The organism is Thermoplasmata archaeon, from assembly GCA_036395115.1.
Taxonomy (GTDB): Archaea; Thermoplasmatota; Thermoplasmata; order RBG-16-68-12; family RBG-16-68-12; genus RBG-16-68-12.
In genome coordinates this window covers 12,780-27,079 of sequence record DASWDU010000020.1, presented here as the reverse complement: position 1 = coordinate 27,079, position 14,300 = coordinate 12,780, and the positions used below count along the sequence as shown (strand labels likewise).

Genomic DNA, 14,300 nt, shown 5'->3' with positions numbered 1-14,300 from the left:
GGGCATATACCTTTGGCGGGCTTCCCCGGAGCCGTCTTTAAGGGGAAGGAGGCGGAGGCACCGTCGGCGGAGGACCGGACGTCCGCCGCCTCCGCCGCACGACCCCGACGAGCAGCACGAGACCGAGGACCAGCCCCCCGAAAAGGGAGACAAGGGCGATTGCGGCGCTCGTCGTCAGCGCGAAGTTCGCCCTCACCTGCGTGGGAACCTCGATCGTCACGGAGACGTTCGACTGCATGCCCGAGGTCCCGCCGCTCCAGCCCGCGAAGGTGAACGCGCTCGCCGATGTCTCGACGAGGGAGACGATGGTCCCCGGCCGAACGTAAATCGTCCGGGACGAGCCGCCCGGCACCGTCCCGGTTCCGCCCTCGTATCTATACGACACGCCGCCGAATCCCGCGGCAATCGTCAGGCCTGGGAACAGGATGGCGGTCTCGGAGAAGGGGCCGCTCACCGTCAGCGCCGGCGTCGGCTCGGGCCCGGAATAGGCGCCCGGTCCGGAACCGATCCATTCGCCCGCGGCCCATCCCGCCGGCCCCGCGACGGACGGCGAGATCGACGCGCCGACGTCGTACCATCCCGTGCCCGGCGACACGGTCCCGCCCGCCGGTCCCTGCAGGTCGAAGGTCACGAACGCCTGATGCCGGTAGAGGACATCGACGGTCCCCGAGCCGGAAACGGTTCCGCCGGCCGTCGACGGATCGACGTACCACCGCTCGGTCGCGTTCGATCCCGGGAGCGAGGGCGCGAACGCGTACGACGAGCCCGCATCCGCCCAGTCCGTGAAGTTCGCAGTCGATTCGAACGCACGTCCGACGCCCATGTACGACGCGTTCGGCGCGCCGAAGCCTGCGCCCCCGCCGGTCACGCGGTACGCGAAGGTCTCGAGGTACTGATGCGCGTACGTGAAGACGATCGTCAGCGACGCGGTCGCGTTCCCCGTCCCGTTCGAGTCCGTCGCCCATCGTTCGCTCGCGCCCGACCCCGGGAGCATTTGCGGCACCGACCACGGGGTTCCGCCGTCGAGCGCGTACGTCGTCTGCGTGGCGGTGAGCGACGCGGTCTTCGTCACGCCATCCTGCACGTACGTGAACGTCGGCGCCCGGAAGCCGGTGCCGCCGCCCACCAGCGCGTAGCTCACGGTCAGCCGGACCGTCGCCGACATGGCCGCGATGTACGTCGCCCACCCGGCCGTCGCGCCGTACTCTCCGGCGACCCATACGATCTCCGGGTCCGAAGGATCCCGGCCGGCGCCGAAGTAGTCGCCGTAGCGGCACCTCGATCCGGAGCATCCGGTCACCACCGGCCCATCGCCTCTCCGGATGACTTGCGGCGCTCCGAGCGAATCCGGCGGATCCGACGCCGATCGGATGGCGACCATGACGCCCGGGTATTCGGTCGACGACGAAAATCCGAAGACGACGAACAGCCGGCCGCCGCCGTCCGTGCGCAACGCCGGGTAGAAGACGTACTTGTCCGTGATCCCGAAGTCGAAGTCTTGTTCGACCGCCCACGTCCCCGTGTCGACCTCGATCAGGCGGACGCACGACCGCGTGCCGACGTCCCCCGACGGGATGCAGGCGTCGTTCAACGCGACCCAGAGGCGACCCGCGTCCCAGAAGGCGTCCTCCACCCGCGCGTCCCCCGTGTCGAGGGCACCGTTCGAGCCGGCTTGCGAGGCGCTCGGCGGGCCGGCGGTCGGGCGGATCGCGAGGTCGTGTTCGGCGATGGAGACGGTCCCCGGCGGAACGCCCGTCACCGCGAACACCGCGAGGATCGTCGTCAGGCCACTCCCTGCGGTGACGAGGTACGCCGTCGTCGACGAGAAGGCGTGGGCCGGCTGGAGCGAGAAGCGGGAACTGTCCGGGCCGAAGCGGGAGAACCGCGCCGTCGCGCCGCCGAGGAGGTCCGCCTTGTTCACGACCCAGTACTCGACTCCAACGTACGACGGATTCCGCACGGTGCAGGAGGAGAAATCGTTCGCCGAGAGGACGACCGTGTCGTCGCTAATGCCGAGGAGCGGTTGATCGGCGCAGCCGGCGGACGCGAGGAACGCGTACGGATTCCAGGTCGACGTCGGATCGTCCGAGGTCGAGACCTCGAGGAGGATGCTCGCCGTCGTGACGTCGGCGATCGTGGCGAACCACCGACCGCCCGAGCCGTCGAACCGCACCTTCGGGTCGCTGATGAAATCCGTCGATGCGACTCCGAAGAACGTGTGGAGCGTGAAGGTCTCGAGGACCGTCCCCTGTTTCGTCCAGATGCGGCCGAGGGCGTTCACCATCTCGACGACGTGATTCGGCCCGGCCGCGACTTGGACGTCCGGCGGGACGTAGCGGTTCGTGTACGGTCCGTTCGCGCCGAAGATCAGGCCTTCGAACGACGTGACGGGGACCGCGGCTCTCGGGCCGACAGGCCCGCTCGAATCCGCGATGACAAGCGGATCCGCGGGCCGAGAATCGCGAGCACTCAACTCGGATTGGACGAGGGGATCCGCAGCGGTCGATGCCGAAGATATCGGGATCGGCAGGACTCCTCCAGGATGGGGAACCAAGACGGCCGAGGCCAGGAGGAAGACCGCGATCGATAGAGGTGTCAGATAGCCGCGGAGCACAGCATGGCGAGGATGGACGCGGGCTTTAAGTCAATCCCTATTTCCGCGCGAGGCGACGGCCCTAGCGGGAGGCCAGGTGCTGCACAACGTGGGCTGCCGGCTGCGCGACGGCGACGACCGTGTTCCACACGGCCCCGAGCGCCTTCATCTCCCAGTCCGCGATCGCCTCCGCCAGGTTGACGAGGAACGTGCCGATGGCGACGAGTCCGTCGTTGATCATCTGTCCGAGCTGCACGAGAGAGTTGACAATGGCCGACTCCGCCGCGCCGATCTTCTGCCAGAAGTCCTGCGGCATCGCGCCGGTCGGGCTGATCGTCACGGAGGCCCAGGGGAGGATCTTCACGACGTCCGCGGGAAGGTTCATCAGGACGACGTAGGACGTCACGTCGACGTACGAGTACACGAGGACGTTCGTCGCGTTCTGCAGGAGGCGGTCGAGGACGTTCTTCGCCTCGACGCTGGACAGGGACTTCGCCACCGTCCCGGCGACGCTCTCCGAGACCTTCGCTTGGCCGAGGTCTTCGCCGTACAGGGTCGCGTCGGATAGGGGCGCGAACGTCCCGGCGTCGAGGTCTTTCGGGAGCTTCGAGTCGAGGAAGATCGACCTCGGGACAACGACAAATGGACTGGATTCCGATGCGAGATCGAACTCGGAGTGGGTCATGCATCATCGATGGTTAGCGCTTCGATGGCCGCCTTGAATCGATCGGGACTTGCGATGTCCCGGATTTCGACAGACACGAGGGCCGCTCAGTCCGGTCCGAATGTATGATCATCGGCGGCTAGAATGAGGCATCACTTCAGCACCACCTTTTCCGGCGCCCAGGCGAGGAGGGCTTTGGCGGTCTCTGCAGCCAGCGCACGGTGGTGCCGCCGAAGGACATTGTAGTGCTTCTCGTACACCTTTCCATTCACAGTTGTCACAACGACGTCGGTCGGAACTTGAGCATCTTCCAATGAGGTTCCAAGCTGCGAATCGCGGACCGACGTCCGAACGATCCGGTTGAGTTTCAGCTCAATCCTTTTCACATCGCTGATATGCGTCCATTCGCGTCTTCCCAAGACCACTGCGAGAATGGTTGCCCGAGGGAAGCTAAGACGGTCGCCCTCAATGAGGACGGGAAAGGCCTGGGCCTCGGCAAGTTGAAATGCAAACCCGAGAGCAAAGGCTCCGACCAAGATCCCGAACCCCGTCAGAAGCGCGCCAAGAACCAGAGAAAACCCGCTGACAACGAGTCTGAACAGCACATATCCAAGGCTCGCCGTCGTAACCGCCAACAGGACGATGAACAGGTGCCGAAGACTTCGGTCTTTGGTTTCCCGATAGGAAAACGCCATGATTAATTACCCGTCCATCTGGCCACTACTTGCCCCACCGTGAGGATGATTCCAACGACCCCGACCACTCGGACACCGTACACCCAACGGACCATTTTCGAGAAGGCAAAGTGCGCACGCCTGGCTGAGTCGGGTATTCGGCGGGCAAGGTTCTGGCAGTTGCACAGGGGAACGTCATGCCCCGCGTCATCGATCTTGAAAGTGATTCTGGACACCCCGAGCCTGCATTGGTGGATGGAAACGGCGCCAGATATCCGGCAGACGTCGGCTCCTTGATCCAATCGACTTGCTTTCTCCGTCTACGAACACAATCCAACAGTTACGGCCCACCGCCCCACCACGGACTTCAATCGTCGAGATTCGGGCCGCCGGTATCTCCTCCCGCCGGTGAACATACCTCAACTCCAAACTTTCGCTGGACACCTCCAGGGAGTAGGGGAATTGGAAGACCGCGACGAAGAGGGCAAGCGCCATCGCCGCAAGCAGAAAAAGCACGACATAGTAGGAGGAGTCCGCCGAAGTTCCCCGTTCGTACAGGGCCCTGAGAGAATGCCCAGATTGCAGCAAAGGCGAACACGAGTCCGACGGCACCGAAAGAGACGACCGCGGGCGTGTTGGAGATTATCTCGCCTTGCCCGGCCGTGCTCCGATGCCCTCGCCCGCTCCCATCCACGGCATCACCTCAGCGGATGCTGCTGAAGATAGGCGGTAGCGGAGTACCATGCGAACGCGCCTACTGCAAAACCGATTGACGCCAAGAAGATGCCACCCTGCGACTTCGAGACGATCGTCCGTCGCGTTCGGGTTGGGCTGGGCGAAGCGGGACGTCCTCGCATCTCAGCGGTCACTTCCCAGAGAGAAGGCGAGTCACGGCGTCGACAAATCGCGCGGCGTCCCCGAGTACCGTCTCGGAGTCTTCCCTCCCGGGACGCACCGCCGTCGAGTAATCCGCCCGATTTCGAATCGCCATCGCCTTCCCGAAGGCCGTGGTGAGATCGGAGGAGAGGAGGCCGGGCGCGACGAACAGTTCTCCGAAGCGTTGGAGCGTCCCGCCGTGGGTCTTCGCGGCAACGCCGCGGCTTGCGAGCGCGGCACGGGCGGCGTACACGATCGCGTAGTACGCACGGCTCACGGCGTCCGGATGAAAACCGCGGGATGCGAGGAGCCTTGCCGCCTCGAGCGACTCTTGGGCGGCTTTCAGGAGGTCCTCGGATTCAGGCAAGGACAACGCCCTCGGAGGCCACGGTGCGCCCGAACAACGTCCGGTCGACCCGTCCCATCTCTTCCTGCGTGAATGCCATGGGGGTGACGAGGACGCCCGTCTCGAGGAGCAGCCGCACGGAGTCCGCGGCGAGCTCCCCCTGAAGTGCCAAACGGTCGCCGCGTCCCACGACGATCAGGTCCACGTCAGAGTCCTCCCGGTAGTCTCCGCGGGCCACGGACCCGAACAAGATGACCCGCTCAATCCTCTCGCCATACTTCGCCTTGAGGTGGAGGGCAAAATCCTCCGCGATCTTTCGGTAGTCCCTCATGCCGCCGTTCCGATGGTCCATGACGGTCTTAAAGGCATCGCGGCGAGGGAGGAAGTGCCTGAGGAGGAACCTTCTGCAGCATCCGTCCCCACGGCCCCGAGCGCCTTCATCCCCCAGTCCACGATCGCCTCCGCCAGGTTCACGAGGAACGTGCCCAAGGCGACGAGGACGTCGTAGAACATCTGGCCGAGCTGCACGAGGACGTTCGCGAAGCCCGGCATGCCGTCCGGCGCCGCGCCCGTCGCGCCGTTCGTCACCTTGGCCCACGGCAGGATGCGCACGACGTCGTACGGCAGGTTCGCCAGGAGGACGTACGAGGTGAGGTCGACGTACGAGTACACCTGGACGTCCGTCGCGTTCCGCAGCAACCGGCTCAGGACGTTGTACGCGTCCGAGCCGGCCAGGGACACCGCGATGACGTTCATCACGCTCTCCGAGACGCTCGTCTGTCCGAGGTCCTCGCCGTACAGGGTCGCGTCGGTCAGCGGGACGAACGTGCCCGCATCGAAGTCGGCCCGGAGCTTCGAGTCGAGGAAGATCGACCTCGGCACGACGACCGCATTGACGCCGAGGACGAACGGACCGTACGCGGACGTGACGTCGAACGTGGACTGTCCGGAGCCGAAGAACTCGCGCTACACAACCTCGACCTTGAGAATCACGATACGGGAACGCGAGCGGGATTGAATGCTGATGCCAGTTCAGAGGCCAGAGTTCCATCAAGGAAGCCGATACGAACCCTACGTCCAGTCTTCATAGTAATTGCGAGATGGGCTATGCCCGCCATTCCACGGGTGAGCTCTGCAGACCGTACCTCAGAGAGGGGAATCGTTTGGACCTGCGGTTTGCGAGACCACCGAACCCGGACCACAACGAAATTGTCACCGAGAACGCCAAGTCGTGTCGGAGCGTAAGTGATGAACAGGAGGACGAACATGTTGCACAGAATCAGGAGGCCAACCAGTAGGCCTTGGATCAGTCGACTCGTAATCTGAAGGAGAATGAGCGTGCCAAGTGGATCTAGGACGAGGAGACCAACGAATCCAACCACGTAGAGGGTCCGACGGTATCCGTCGATTCGCATCGCCATCGGGTTTTCGTTCAGTCTATGACCTCCCCTTAGCTACAGCAAACCGAATTCATGAACAGCGGCCAGGAATCCGATTATGTTGAGGACGAAGCTAATCATCGACAGAAGCTGCACTCCAGGTAGTTCTGAGTAACGCATGGCAAACATCGAAGCGACGAAGCTAACCGCTAGGAAGGCCGCGACGAATTCGAACCATTGGGCGCTTGCGGAGTCGCGTTAATCGAAATCGCGACAAACCGCTGAACGGCTGGAGGCTCAACTGCCGCCCTCCTGCTCCATGATCGACTCCAAGAGATGAACGATTTCCGGGTCCAAAGGACCATACGTTGCCTGTCGTGAATCATCGGACAAGGACGTCACCCAAGCCGCTCCGACTCGAATCTGCGGGACATGCAACCGGACTGGCTTGGACCGACCGAACAGCCGAATTGAAACGTGTTGTCCATCGACTTGGACGCGAAGAGGAACGCGCCGGGCTGAAAAAAACGCCATGGCGATTACAACGGCGGAAACGAGCGACGAGAACGCAAACGCCACGAGCGTAAGGCTCACCCGGAGGGAAAATCCGACCACGATGACATACGCCAAGCCCCCGACGAAACCAAGATAGGTCAATCGGCGCCGGCCCGATCGATTGGACGATTCCTTAAATGTAGAAGGAGGGCGCGGTGGGTGCGGTGCGCGGACGCCCGTAATCCCGAGCCGATGGAGAGCCCGGACGAAGGCTGGCCAACTGACGATCAAGCCTTTCTCGATGGCGACCCTCCGCATACCAAGTGCGGTTCGTACGTCGAAGCTCACGTAAGCCTCGGGCGGCGATTCGTGGAGATCAGCCGTGACAATTGCTTCCGCCGGCAGCCAGTATCCCCCTTCAAGGAATCCTTTCGGAAGCGGGAGGTATATCCCATCCGGCGCTACCTTCGGGCCCCGTAGTCTGCGATGGATGCGAACGGCGACCGAAAATGGAAAAAGACTCAGAATGAGTCCCAAGACACCGATGGCCAAGACCGGGGAATATCCGTAAACCGCACCCGCAATCGCTGTTGGAAGACTCCCAGCGACGAAGAGGAGCCCCTGCACGATTCCGGTTCGGACAATGCCCCGTTTGACAATCGCGAAGGGTTCTTCGAGACCCGGTCCATAAAAATCCACAGCGCGTCCCTACCCTTAGGTCATTTGAGTTTCCTTGAGCAAGCCTGCGGTGTCGTATCCCAGCGCAACTAGTGCGATACCGTCCCCTCGGCGGCCGACAACCGTGTGTTGCATATAGCCGGCGTTGTCAATTCGGCTTGAGTTGTCACGTTTTCCCCGGAAAGTCCGGAACCGGGATCGCCCTGCCGCGACTTGCCTTCGCGAAAAGTGCCACACGCGGGAGACCCGCCCAGTCACGAACTCGCCGAGTCGAAAGCCCCTGCACACGTACGCGGACGCCCCTGCTGGGATTCGAACCCAGGTCAGAGGCTCCGCAGGCCTCTGTCCTATCCAAGCTAGACTACAGGGGCGCAGCGGCGTCTAACGGCCCGGCCATATTTGATGGTGATGGCGACGTACCTCACGCCTTGAGCGCTTCGATCGACCGGAGGAAAATCTCTTCGATGAGGCCGCTCGCGTAGACCTCCCGCAGAAGGCCGCGGTCCCGGTAGTACTTGATGAGCGGCGCGGTCTGCTTCTCGTGCGTCTCGATCCGCTTGCGCACGACCTCCTCTTTGTCGTCCGCCCGGATGATCAGAGGGGTGCCGCACTTGTCGCAGACGCCGGGGTTCTTCGGCGGGTTCATCAGGATATGGTAGACCGTGTCGTCCTTCGGGCATATGCGCCGGCCCGTGTTCCGCTTGATTAAGTCCTCCGGCTCCAAGAAGAGGCTCACGACCGCGTCGATCTTCGTGAGCCTGGAGAGCGCCTCCGCCTGGGCGAGGTTCCGGGGGAAGCCGTCGAGGATGAACCCCTTCTTCGCGTCCGGCTCCTTGAGCCGTCGTTCCGTCATCGTGATCACGAGGTCGTCGGGCACGAGCTGGCCCGAGTCCATGTACGCCTTCGCCTTCTTGCCGAGGGGCGTGTCGTCGACGACGTTCCGGCGCAGGATGTCCCCCGTCGAGATCCGCGGGACGCCGAGGTACGCGGAGAGCTTTTCGGCCTGGGTGCCTTTGCCCGCGCCCGGGGGGCCGAGGAGGATGAGACGCATGGCCCGTGGAGAACGAATTGGCGGTCAAAAGACTTTGGACCTTCGATTTCGATGCACCAAACCCCAAAATCGCGCGAAACCCAGTTTCTTCGTCCTGTCCCCTCAGGCCTCACCGCCCTGTGTCGTGGGGCCCCATTTTTGGCGCCGGTTCGGCCATGGACGAACCGGCGTGGCTCACCGATTCTCGACTTGGGTTCTCCACTCCGTTTCAGGTAGTCCATTGCCTTGGCAAGGCGATCAGGGTCATCCCTAAAACAGTCCTAAACCCGTGTTGCACCCATGCATAGGAGACCCCGCACCTTAGTTGTTCCATGGATATGGTCAATTGCCAGACGTCCACTCTTCGACTTATCACCGCAAATGGCGCAGACCCCGCCCTGTCGTTCAAGAAGGAGTTGGTACTGCTCGTCGGTTAGAAGCGTCCCGCGGAATGGCGTGGTTTCTGATATCGCTCAAGCCGGGCGATTTGCTCTGTTGCAAACCTCCGTAGAGCACCCACAGCTGCAACCGTACCTCGCTTCACCAGTTCTTCCCACTCTTCCGAATCGTCGCTCATTAGTGGACAAAGCCAGACGGCGCGCTCATATAGATTCCGAGAACCGTCGGTGAAGTGTTTAGACTTCTTCCCGAAGTCCCGCTCCAAGCGTGAACCTCGCAGTCTAGCTGCTCCTCGGTTCCACCTGGAGAGGACGGTCCTCTATTTTTGTACAAACAGACATGAGTAATAAGCACTCTTCTGCAATGCATGGAAGGGCAGTTCCCGCCGAAAGAAGGAGAGAGGATCTTGCAAGACTTGATGGCTCATCTCAAACCGGAGAAGACGATCCTCCATCAGAGCGTAACTTTGTTCGGCGAAGCGGCCCGGGTCTTCGATGCAGGAGCAATCGAAGGGACCGCGCTTCTGTGCCGCGCGACATTGGAGGCCGCTTGCTATGTCTTCCTATACAGAGACTGGAGCAAGGGTATGTGGTGGAGATTTAACCCGCCGCGCACCCACGATGGGAGGATCCGGCCGGTTCGCCTTGAAGAGATGAAACGCGCGATAGCTAGGCGAGGAGTCCTTTCCGATGAGCAGATGGCCGCTCTTGGTCGAATCCAAGAGGATGGCAACCTCATCGCCCATGTAGCAGCAAAGCAGGAGGTAGCAATGGTCTCCGCTGCCCAGGAAGGCGACATCTCTAAAGCGCGCCTCTGGCTAACGCGGGACGAGGCTCTACGAGACCTCAAGGACGCCGCGAACATCCTTCAGACGCTATTGGAGTTACCTAGTTAGTGCAGTCGCGGCTGTACGGCAGGCCACGCATACGAAAGCTCCCTCAGGAGAGCGGGCGTATGAGACGTTGGTGTACCAGCTCACGGACCGCCTCGACTTTCGGCATCAAGGCCTCTATCTCCCGAAGCCGAGCAACGACCTTGCCGTTCAGGACCAGGGTCTCCTTCATCTTCTTGACCATCTCGTCCGCAAGCCTCCTTGCGTCCTGATAGCCAGCTTGACCGATTCGGTTGACTATGTTGGTCATGCGGTTTGGGTCCAACGTGGTAGTGTTCGGATCGAACAAGAATTGATAGCCACTGCTTTTGACCTCAGTCACTATTTCTGGTCCGGGGTTGCGGGAGCCTACCCTGTCGGTCAGGTGCATGGTTGCATCAATCAAGATTTTCTCTGCAGCAGAATACGCCTCGTTCCAAACCTCATGGTACGTCTTAAGTTCCCGTACGAGGTCTTCCACTGCATGTCCAACTTCTTGAGCCACGAAGACTTTGAGATGTGTGTCGTTGATTTCCTGCCACTTCTGAAGGGACCCGATGAAGCCTCGGTCTAAGTCTTGGATGACTCGCTGCAAATCGTCGTACAAGGGTGTGTAGATGCGTTCGAACCTGAACTGAGCATCTCTGCTCTCTCGAGTAATGTGTGAGTAGAGCCACATACCCATGCTCGCACTGAAGGAAGCGGTGAAGACAGCGACCGGAAGGGCGAAGACAAGGGCGAGGTCAAGTTCCGGATGCAGGAATTGATAGGCCCACACAGCGGCCGCGATGACACCCGAAACTATCCAAAGCACAGGGATGAAGTGCCAAGGGTTCCTCCACCAGGTAATGTCCACACTCGTAGCAGCGCGGTATCCCAAATGAACATTGCTCGGGTTATCCGCGGTCCACACCACTCATCACAATCCACTGCTGTCGGTCCTTCCTCCGAACCGGGTAGAACAACTTGTCCGCGAGCAGGTGTCCGGGCTCACGTCGTCGGCTTCAAGTTACGGAACATGACGAAGAAGGATGTGATCGACGACACATAGAACGCGGTCGCGAGGAAGATCGGGAGGTCGTAGTAGCCCGCGCCCATCAATACGCCGCCGAGGACCGTCGTCACGCTGTTCGGGAGGCGCCAGATGATCGAGTTCACCGCGCTCGCCAGCCCCCTCTGTTCCGGCGCGACGATCCCCATGAGGAACGAGTCCCCGATCGGCGCGGACATGTTCATCAGCGCCGCGCGGATGAGGTACAGCCCGCCCGCGACGACCGCGTTCGTGGCGAAGGCGAGGCTCAGCAGGAAGATCGTCGAGAGCCCCTGGGCCATGACGATTGCCCGCACGGAGCCGTATCGCTTCGCGAGCGCTGCGCTCCCGATCGCCGCGATCCCGATCGTGACGTTGGACAGGGCGAGCAGCGGCCCACTCCACGTGTCCGGCACACCGAATTTCAGGAAGAGCCACGTCGGCACGAGCGGGATGAAGAACCCCGCCCCGAGGCCGATGAGGCCGTTCGCGCCCGAGAATTTCAGCATCGGCTTCCAGTCCATCCATTTCGGCCGCCCCTCCCGCACCCGCAATGTCTCCCGGTAGCCCCGCAGCAGGACCGCGAAGGCGACGGGCATGACGAATCCGAAGGCGTCGGTCACGACGAGCGCGCCGACGTGGATCGTGTGGCTGTCGAGCCTCGACCATGCCTGGAGGGCCGGGAAGGCGAGCGGCAGCGCGAAGCCCGCTCCGACCGCGACGTTGTTGAGGACGAACGACAGGGAGAACGCCGCGTTCCGCTGCGCCGCCGTCGTCTGGTCCGCGATGATCGCGTTCCACGTCGAGAGGAAGGCGCCTTCGCCGACGCCGGCGGCGACGGAGGCGAGGACGAGCCATCGCAGGTCCGTCGTGAAGGCGAACACAAGCAGGGATGGCGGGAGGATGACGGACGCGGCCAGCAGGAGCCCTTTCCGGCCGCGGCGATCCGAGTACCAGCCGAGCGGGATCGCAGTCACGACCATCGAAATGCCCTGCGCGCCGAGGATCAGGCCGACGACCTCGGGCCCGATCCCGATCTGCGGGAGGTACGCCGTGATGAAGACGATCAGGTACCCGAAGCCCACCCCGCCGAGGACGTTCGCGTAGACGATCCGCCGGACGTTCCGCGGGATCTCGGAGAACCCGATCCGGCGACGGAGGCGGGGCGGTTCTGTCGGCGTCGGCTCCATCGTCGGTCCCTCGCGTCCGGGGCCCGGGCCATCCTCGCCTGCCCCATCTATTTTCCGGTGGGTGGGCCGACTGGAACGGCGTCGAGGCGCCCAGTGAAATCCGAACGTCCATAGCCGTGCAGGGCTTGCAGGCCTCGGTCGATCATCCATGCGAATCGGAATCATCGGAGCCGGGCACATCGGCGGGACGGCGGCGCGGCTGTTCGCGCGGGCCGCTCACCAGGTGGCCGTGTCGAATTCCCGCGGCCCCGCCACGCTGGCGTCGCTCGTGTCGTCCATCGGCCCGAACGCGAAGGCCGCGAGCCCCGAGGACGCGGTGAAGTTCGGCGAGGCGGTTCTGCTCGCCCTCCCGTGGCGGAAGAAGGCGGAGCTTCCTCCCGCGGAGCTCTTCGAGGGCAAGATCGTGATCGACGCGATGAACCCGTACGCCGCCACGGGCCGCGTCATCGACCTCGGCGAGAGCACATCGAGCGAGGAAGTCGCCAAGAGGCTGCCGGGCGCTCGGCTCGTCAAGGCCTTCAACACGATGGGCTGGAACACCTTGGCGGGCGGTTCGCGGCCCGCGCACGAGGGGCGGTTCGTCGTCTTCGTCGCCGGCGACGACGCCGACGCGAAGGCGACCGTGACGGAGCTGATCGACAGCATCGGCTTCGCGACCCTCGACACGGGATCCCTCCGGGAGGGCGGCCGCCGTCAAGCGCCCGACACGCCGATCTACGGCCGGCCGTTGACGGTGCGCGAGGCGCAGGCCATCTTGATCCGGCGGCCATGAGCCCCGCCCCTCCCCGATCCGCGTTCACGCGCCGCGAGCGGCGGATCATCGATCGCGCGAAAACGCCGGAGCGAGTCCAGCGGTGGCTCGAGTCCCTGCCGTACAACCACGAGACGCACGGCGAGACGCTCCGCACGTTCCGCGGCGTGGTGCGGGCGACTCAGGTGCACTGCCTCGAGGGCGCACTGTGCGCGGCGACGATCCTCGAGCAGCACGGATACCCGCCGATCGTCGTCGACCTCGAGTCCCAGGACGACTTGGATCACGTGGTCTTCCTGTTCCGCCGGGGCCGGAAGTACGGCACCGTCGCACGATCGCGGGACCCGGGCCTCCATGGCCGCAAGCCCCTGTACCGATCCGTCCGCGACCTGGTCTATTCGTACGTCGACCCGTTCGTCGATCTCACGGGGCGCATCAACGGGTACGGCATCCTCGATCTTCGGACCCTGGACGCGGACTGGCGGCTCTCCCCGCGGAACGTCTGGGCCGTCGAACAGGCGCTGATCCGAATCCCACATCGCCGCCTCCACACGTCGGATGAGCGATACCACTGGTGGCACGAGCGGTACCGGCGGTATAAGGCGCGGTACCCGGACGGCCGACCGAAGTTCTACCCGGCTCGCCACCGGTGGCTCTAGCCCGAACCTCGAGGCGAGAAGGCGTCCCTCTCAAACAACGCCTCCGGGACCTGACAGGCCTGCAGGTCCTCGACATGGAGAACCGCGAGACGGCGGACATCCGCACCTGGCCGTATGACCCGCGGATCCTCGGGCAGTTGACGATCATCATCCTGTTCGTGACCGGGGCGATGATCTCGCGCCGGCTCATCAACGCATTCGGGCCATAGACCGGCGTGCCTGTCCGGCACGTCCCCGCGCAGAAGGCGTGGAGACGAGTTCATTATCACGTGACCGATCCTGGTGAGCGGGGGAACCCGCGTGTTGTGAATTCAGTTTTGGAACGTGAAAGAGGGCCGAATGAAGGACTTCCAGGCGTGGCCGAAAGAAGAACGAGGACTTGTTCGCGAAGCACGCGCCGCCGGGCCTTGCGTATCGCGGGACGTTCGGGACCGTCCTCGGGTTCGGCAGATACGACACCGCGCTGATCATGGAGTGCATCAAGTATGGGGACTTCGACGCGTTCCGGGAGCACAAGGACGAAACCTGGGATCGGTTGGCGCAGGAGTCGACCGAATTCGTCCTCCCGGGGCAGGGCGAGGCGATGTTGCTGCGCGAGATCGGCGACGTCAAGGTCGTGGAGCCGAAGAGGACGAAGCAGCCGTCACGGAAGACGCCTGGATAGA

15 protein-coding genes and 1 tRNA gene are annotated in these 14,300 nt (G+C 63.2%); 5 read left to right on the top strand and 11 right to left on the bottom strand.

From position 1 onward, the window contains the following. Nucleotides 1-37: 37 nt before the first annotated feature. The 9 genes from VF992_04775 to VF992_04735 all read right to left on the bottom strand — a co-directional run bounded on the left by VF992_04775 (nt 38) and on the right by VF992_04735 (nt 9,205). Nucleotides 38-2,614, bottom strand: coding sequence for a hypothetical protein (locus VF992_04775; protein ID HEX9340467.1), 2,577 nt, complete (start codon nt 2,612-2,614; stop codon nt 38-40). A gap of 61 nt (nt 2,615-2,675) precedes the next feature. Then, complete coding sequence (locus VF992_04770; GenBank protein ID HEX9340466.1) at nt 2,676-3,278, bottom strand: hypothetical protein; 603 nt, start codon at nt 3,276-3,278, stop codon at nt 2,676-2,678. Nucleotides 3,279-3,409: 131 nt separating this feature from the next. Then, on the bottom strand, nt 3,410-3,892 hold the full coding sequence (locus VF992_04765) for a hypothetical protein (protein HEX9340465.1): 483 nt from the start codon (nt 3,890-3,892) through the stop codon (nt 3,410-3,412). A gap of 904 nt (nt 3,893-4,796) precedes the next feature. Continuing rightward, nucleotides 4,797-5,174 carry a HEPN domain-containing protein gene (locus tag VF992_04760; protein ID HEX9340464.1) on the bottom strand — a complete coding sequence of 126 codons (378 nt, stop codon included), beginning with the start codon at nt 5,172-5,174 and terminating at the stop codon, nt 4,797-4,799. Then, nucleotides 5,167-5,484, bottom strand: coding sequence for a nucleotidyltransferase domain-containing protein (locus tag VF992_04755; GenBank protein ID HEX9340463.1), 318 nt, complete (start codon nt 5,482-5,484; stop codon nt 5,167-5,169). The genes VF992_04760 and VF992_04755 overlap by 8 nt, the downstream gene beginning before the upstream one ends. Then, nucleotides 5,481-6,035: a hypothetical protein gene (locus VF992_04750; GenBank protein HEX9340462.1), complete on the bottom strand. Its 555-nt coding sequence runs from the start codon at nt 6,033-6,035 to the stop codon at nt 5,481-5,483. The genes VF992_04755 and VF992_04750 overlap by 4 nt, the downstream gene beginning before the upstream one ends. A 1,967-nt stretch (nt 6,036-8,002) precedes the next feature. Next, nucleotides 8,003-8,076, bottom strand: a tRNA-Arg gene (locus VF992_04745). A gap of 50 nt (nt 8,077-8,126) precedes the next feature. After that, complete coding sequence (locus tag VF992_04740) at nt 8,127-8,756, bottom strand: adenylate kinase (GenBank protein ID HEX9340461.1); 630 nt, start codon at nt 8,754-8,756, stop codon at nt 8,127-8,129. A 260-nt stretch (nt 8,757-9,016) separates the two neighbouring features. Further along, entirely contained in the window at nt 9,017-9,205 is a 189-nt protein-coding gene (locus VF992_04735; protein HEX9340460.1) for an endonuclease domain-containing protein, read from the bottom strand. 296 nt (nt 9,206-9,501) lie between these two features. Here VF992_04735 and VF992_04730 point away from each other — a divergent pair, with 296 nt between their 5' ends. Next, nucleotides 9,502-10,029 carry a hypothetical protein gene (locus VF992_04730; protein ID HEX9340459.1) on the top strand — a complete coding sequence of 176 codons (528 nt, stop codon included), beginning with the start codon at nt 9,502-9,504 and terminating at the stop codon, nt 10,027-10,029. A 43-nt stretch (nt 10,030-10,072) separates the two neighbouring features. On the opposite strand, the gene VF992_04725 is transcribed toward VF992_04730, so the two are convergent. Both VF992_04725 and VF992_04720 read right to left on the bottom strand, forming a co-directional pair. Further along, nucleotides 10,073-10,861, bottom strand: coding sequence for a hypothetical protein (locus VF992_04725; protein ID HEX9340458.1), 789 nt, complete (start codon nt 10,859-10,861; stop codon nt 10,073-10,075). Between the two features lie 134 nt (nt 10,862-10,995). Beyond that, the gene (locus VF992_04720; GenBank protein ID HEX9340457.1) at nt 10,996-12,225 is read right to left on the bottom strand and encodes an MFS transporter; all 1,230 of its coding nucleotides are present in this window, start codon (nt 12,223-12,225) and stop codon (nt 10,996-10,998) included. A 148-nt stretch (nt 12,226-12,373) separates the two neighbouring features. Here VF992_04720 and VF992_04715 point away from each other — a divergent pair, with 148 nt between their 5' ends. The 4 genes from VF992_04715 (at nt 12,374) to VF992_04700 (ending at nt 14,299) form a co-directional block, all read left to right on the top strand. After that, the gene (locus tag VF992_04715) at nt 12,374-12,997 is read left to right on the top strand and encodes an NAD(P)-binding domain-containing protein (protein ID HEX9340456.1); all 624 of its coding nucleotides are present in this window, start codon (nt 12,374-12,376) and stop codon (nt 12,995-12,997) included. Then, complete coding sequence (locus tag VF992_04710) at nt 12,994-13,635, top strand: hypothetical protein (GenBank protein ID HEX9340455.1); 642 nt, start codon at nt 12,994-12,996, stop codon at nt 13,633-13,635. Before VF992_04715 ends, VF992_04710 begins: the two co-directional genes overlap by 4 nt. Then, a complete protein-coding gene (locus VF992_04705) occupies nt 13,626-13,844 on the top strand; it encodes a hypothetical protein (GenBank protein ID HEX9340454.1) in 219 nt (72 codons plus the stop codon). Before VF992_04710 ends, VF992_04705 begins: the two co-directional genes overlap by 10 nt. A 170-nt stretch (nt 13,845-14,014) precedes the next feature. After that, entirely contained in the window at nt 14,015-14,299 is a 285-nt protein-coding gene (locus VF992_04700; GenBank protein ID HEX9340453.1) for a hypothetical protein, read from the top strand. Nucleotide 14,300: the final 1 nt, after the last annotated feature.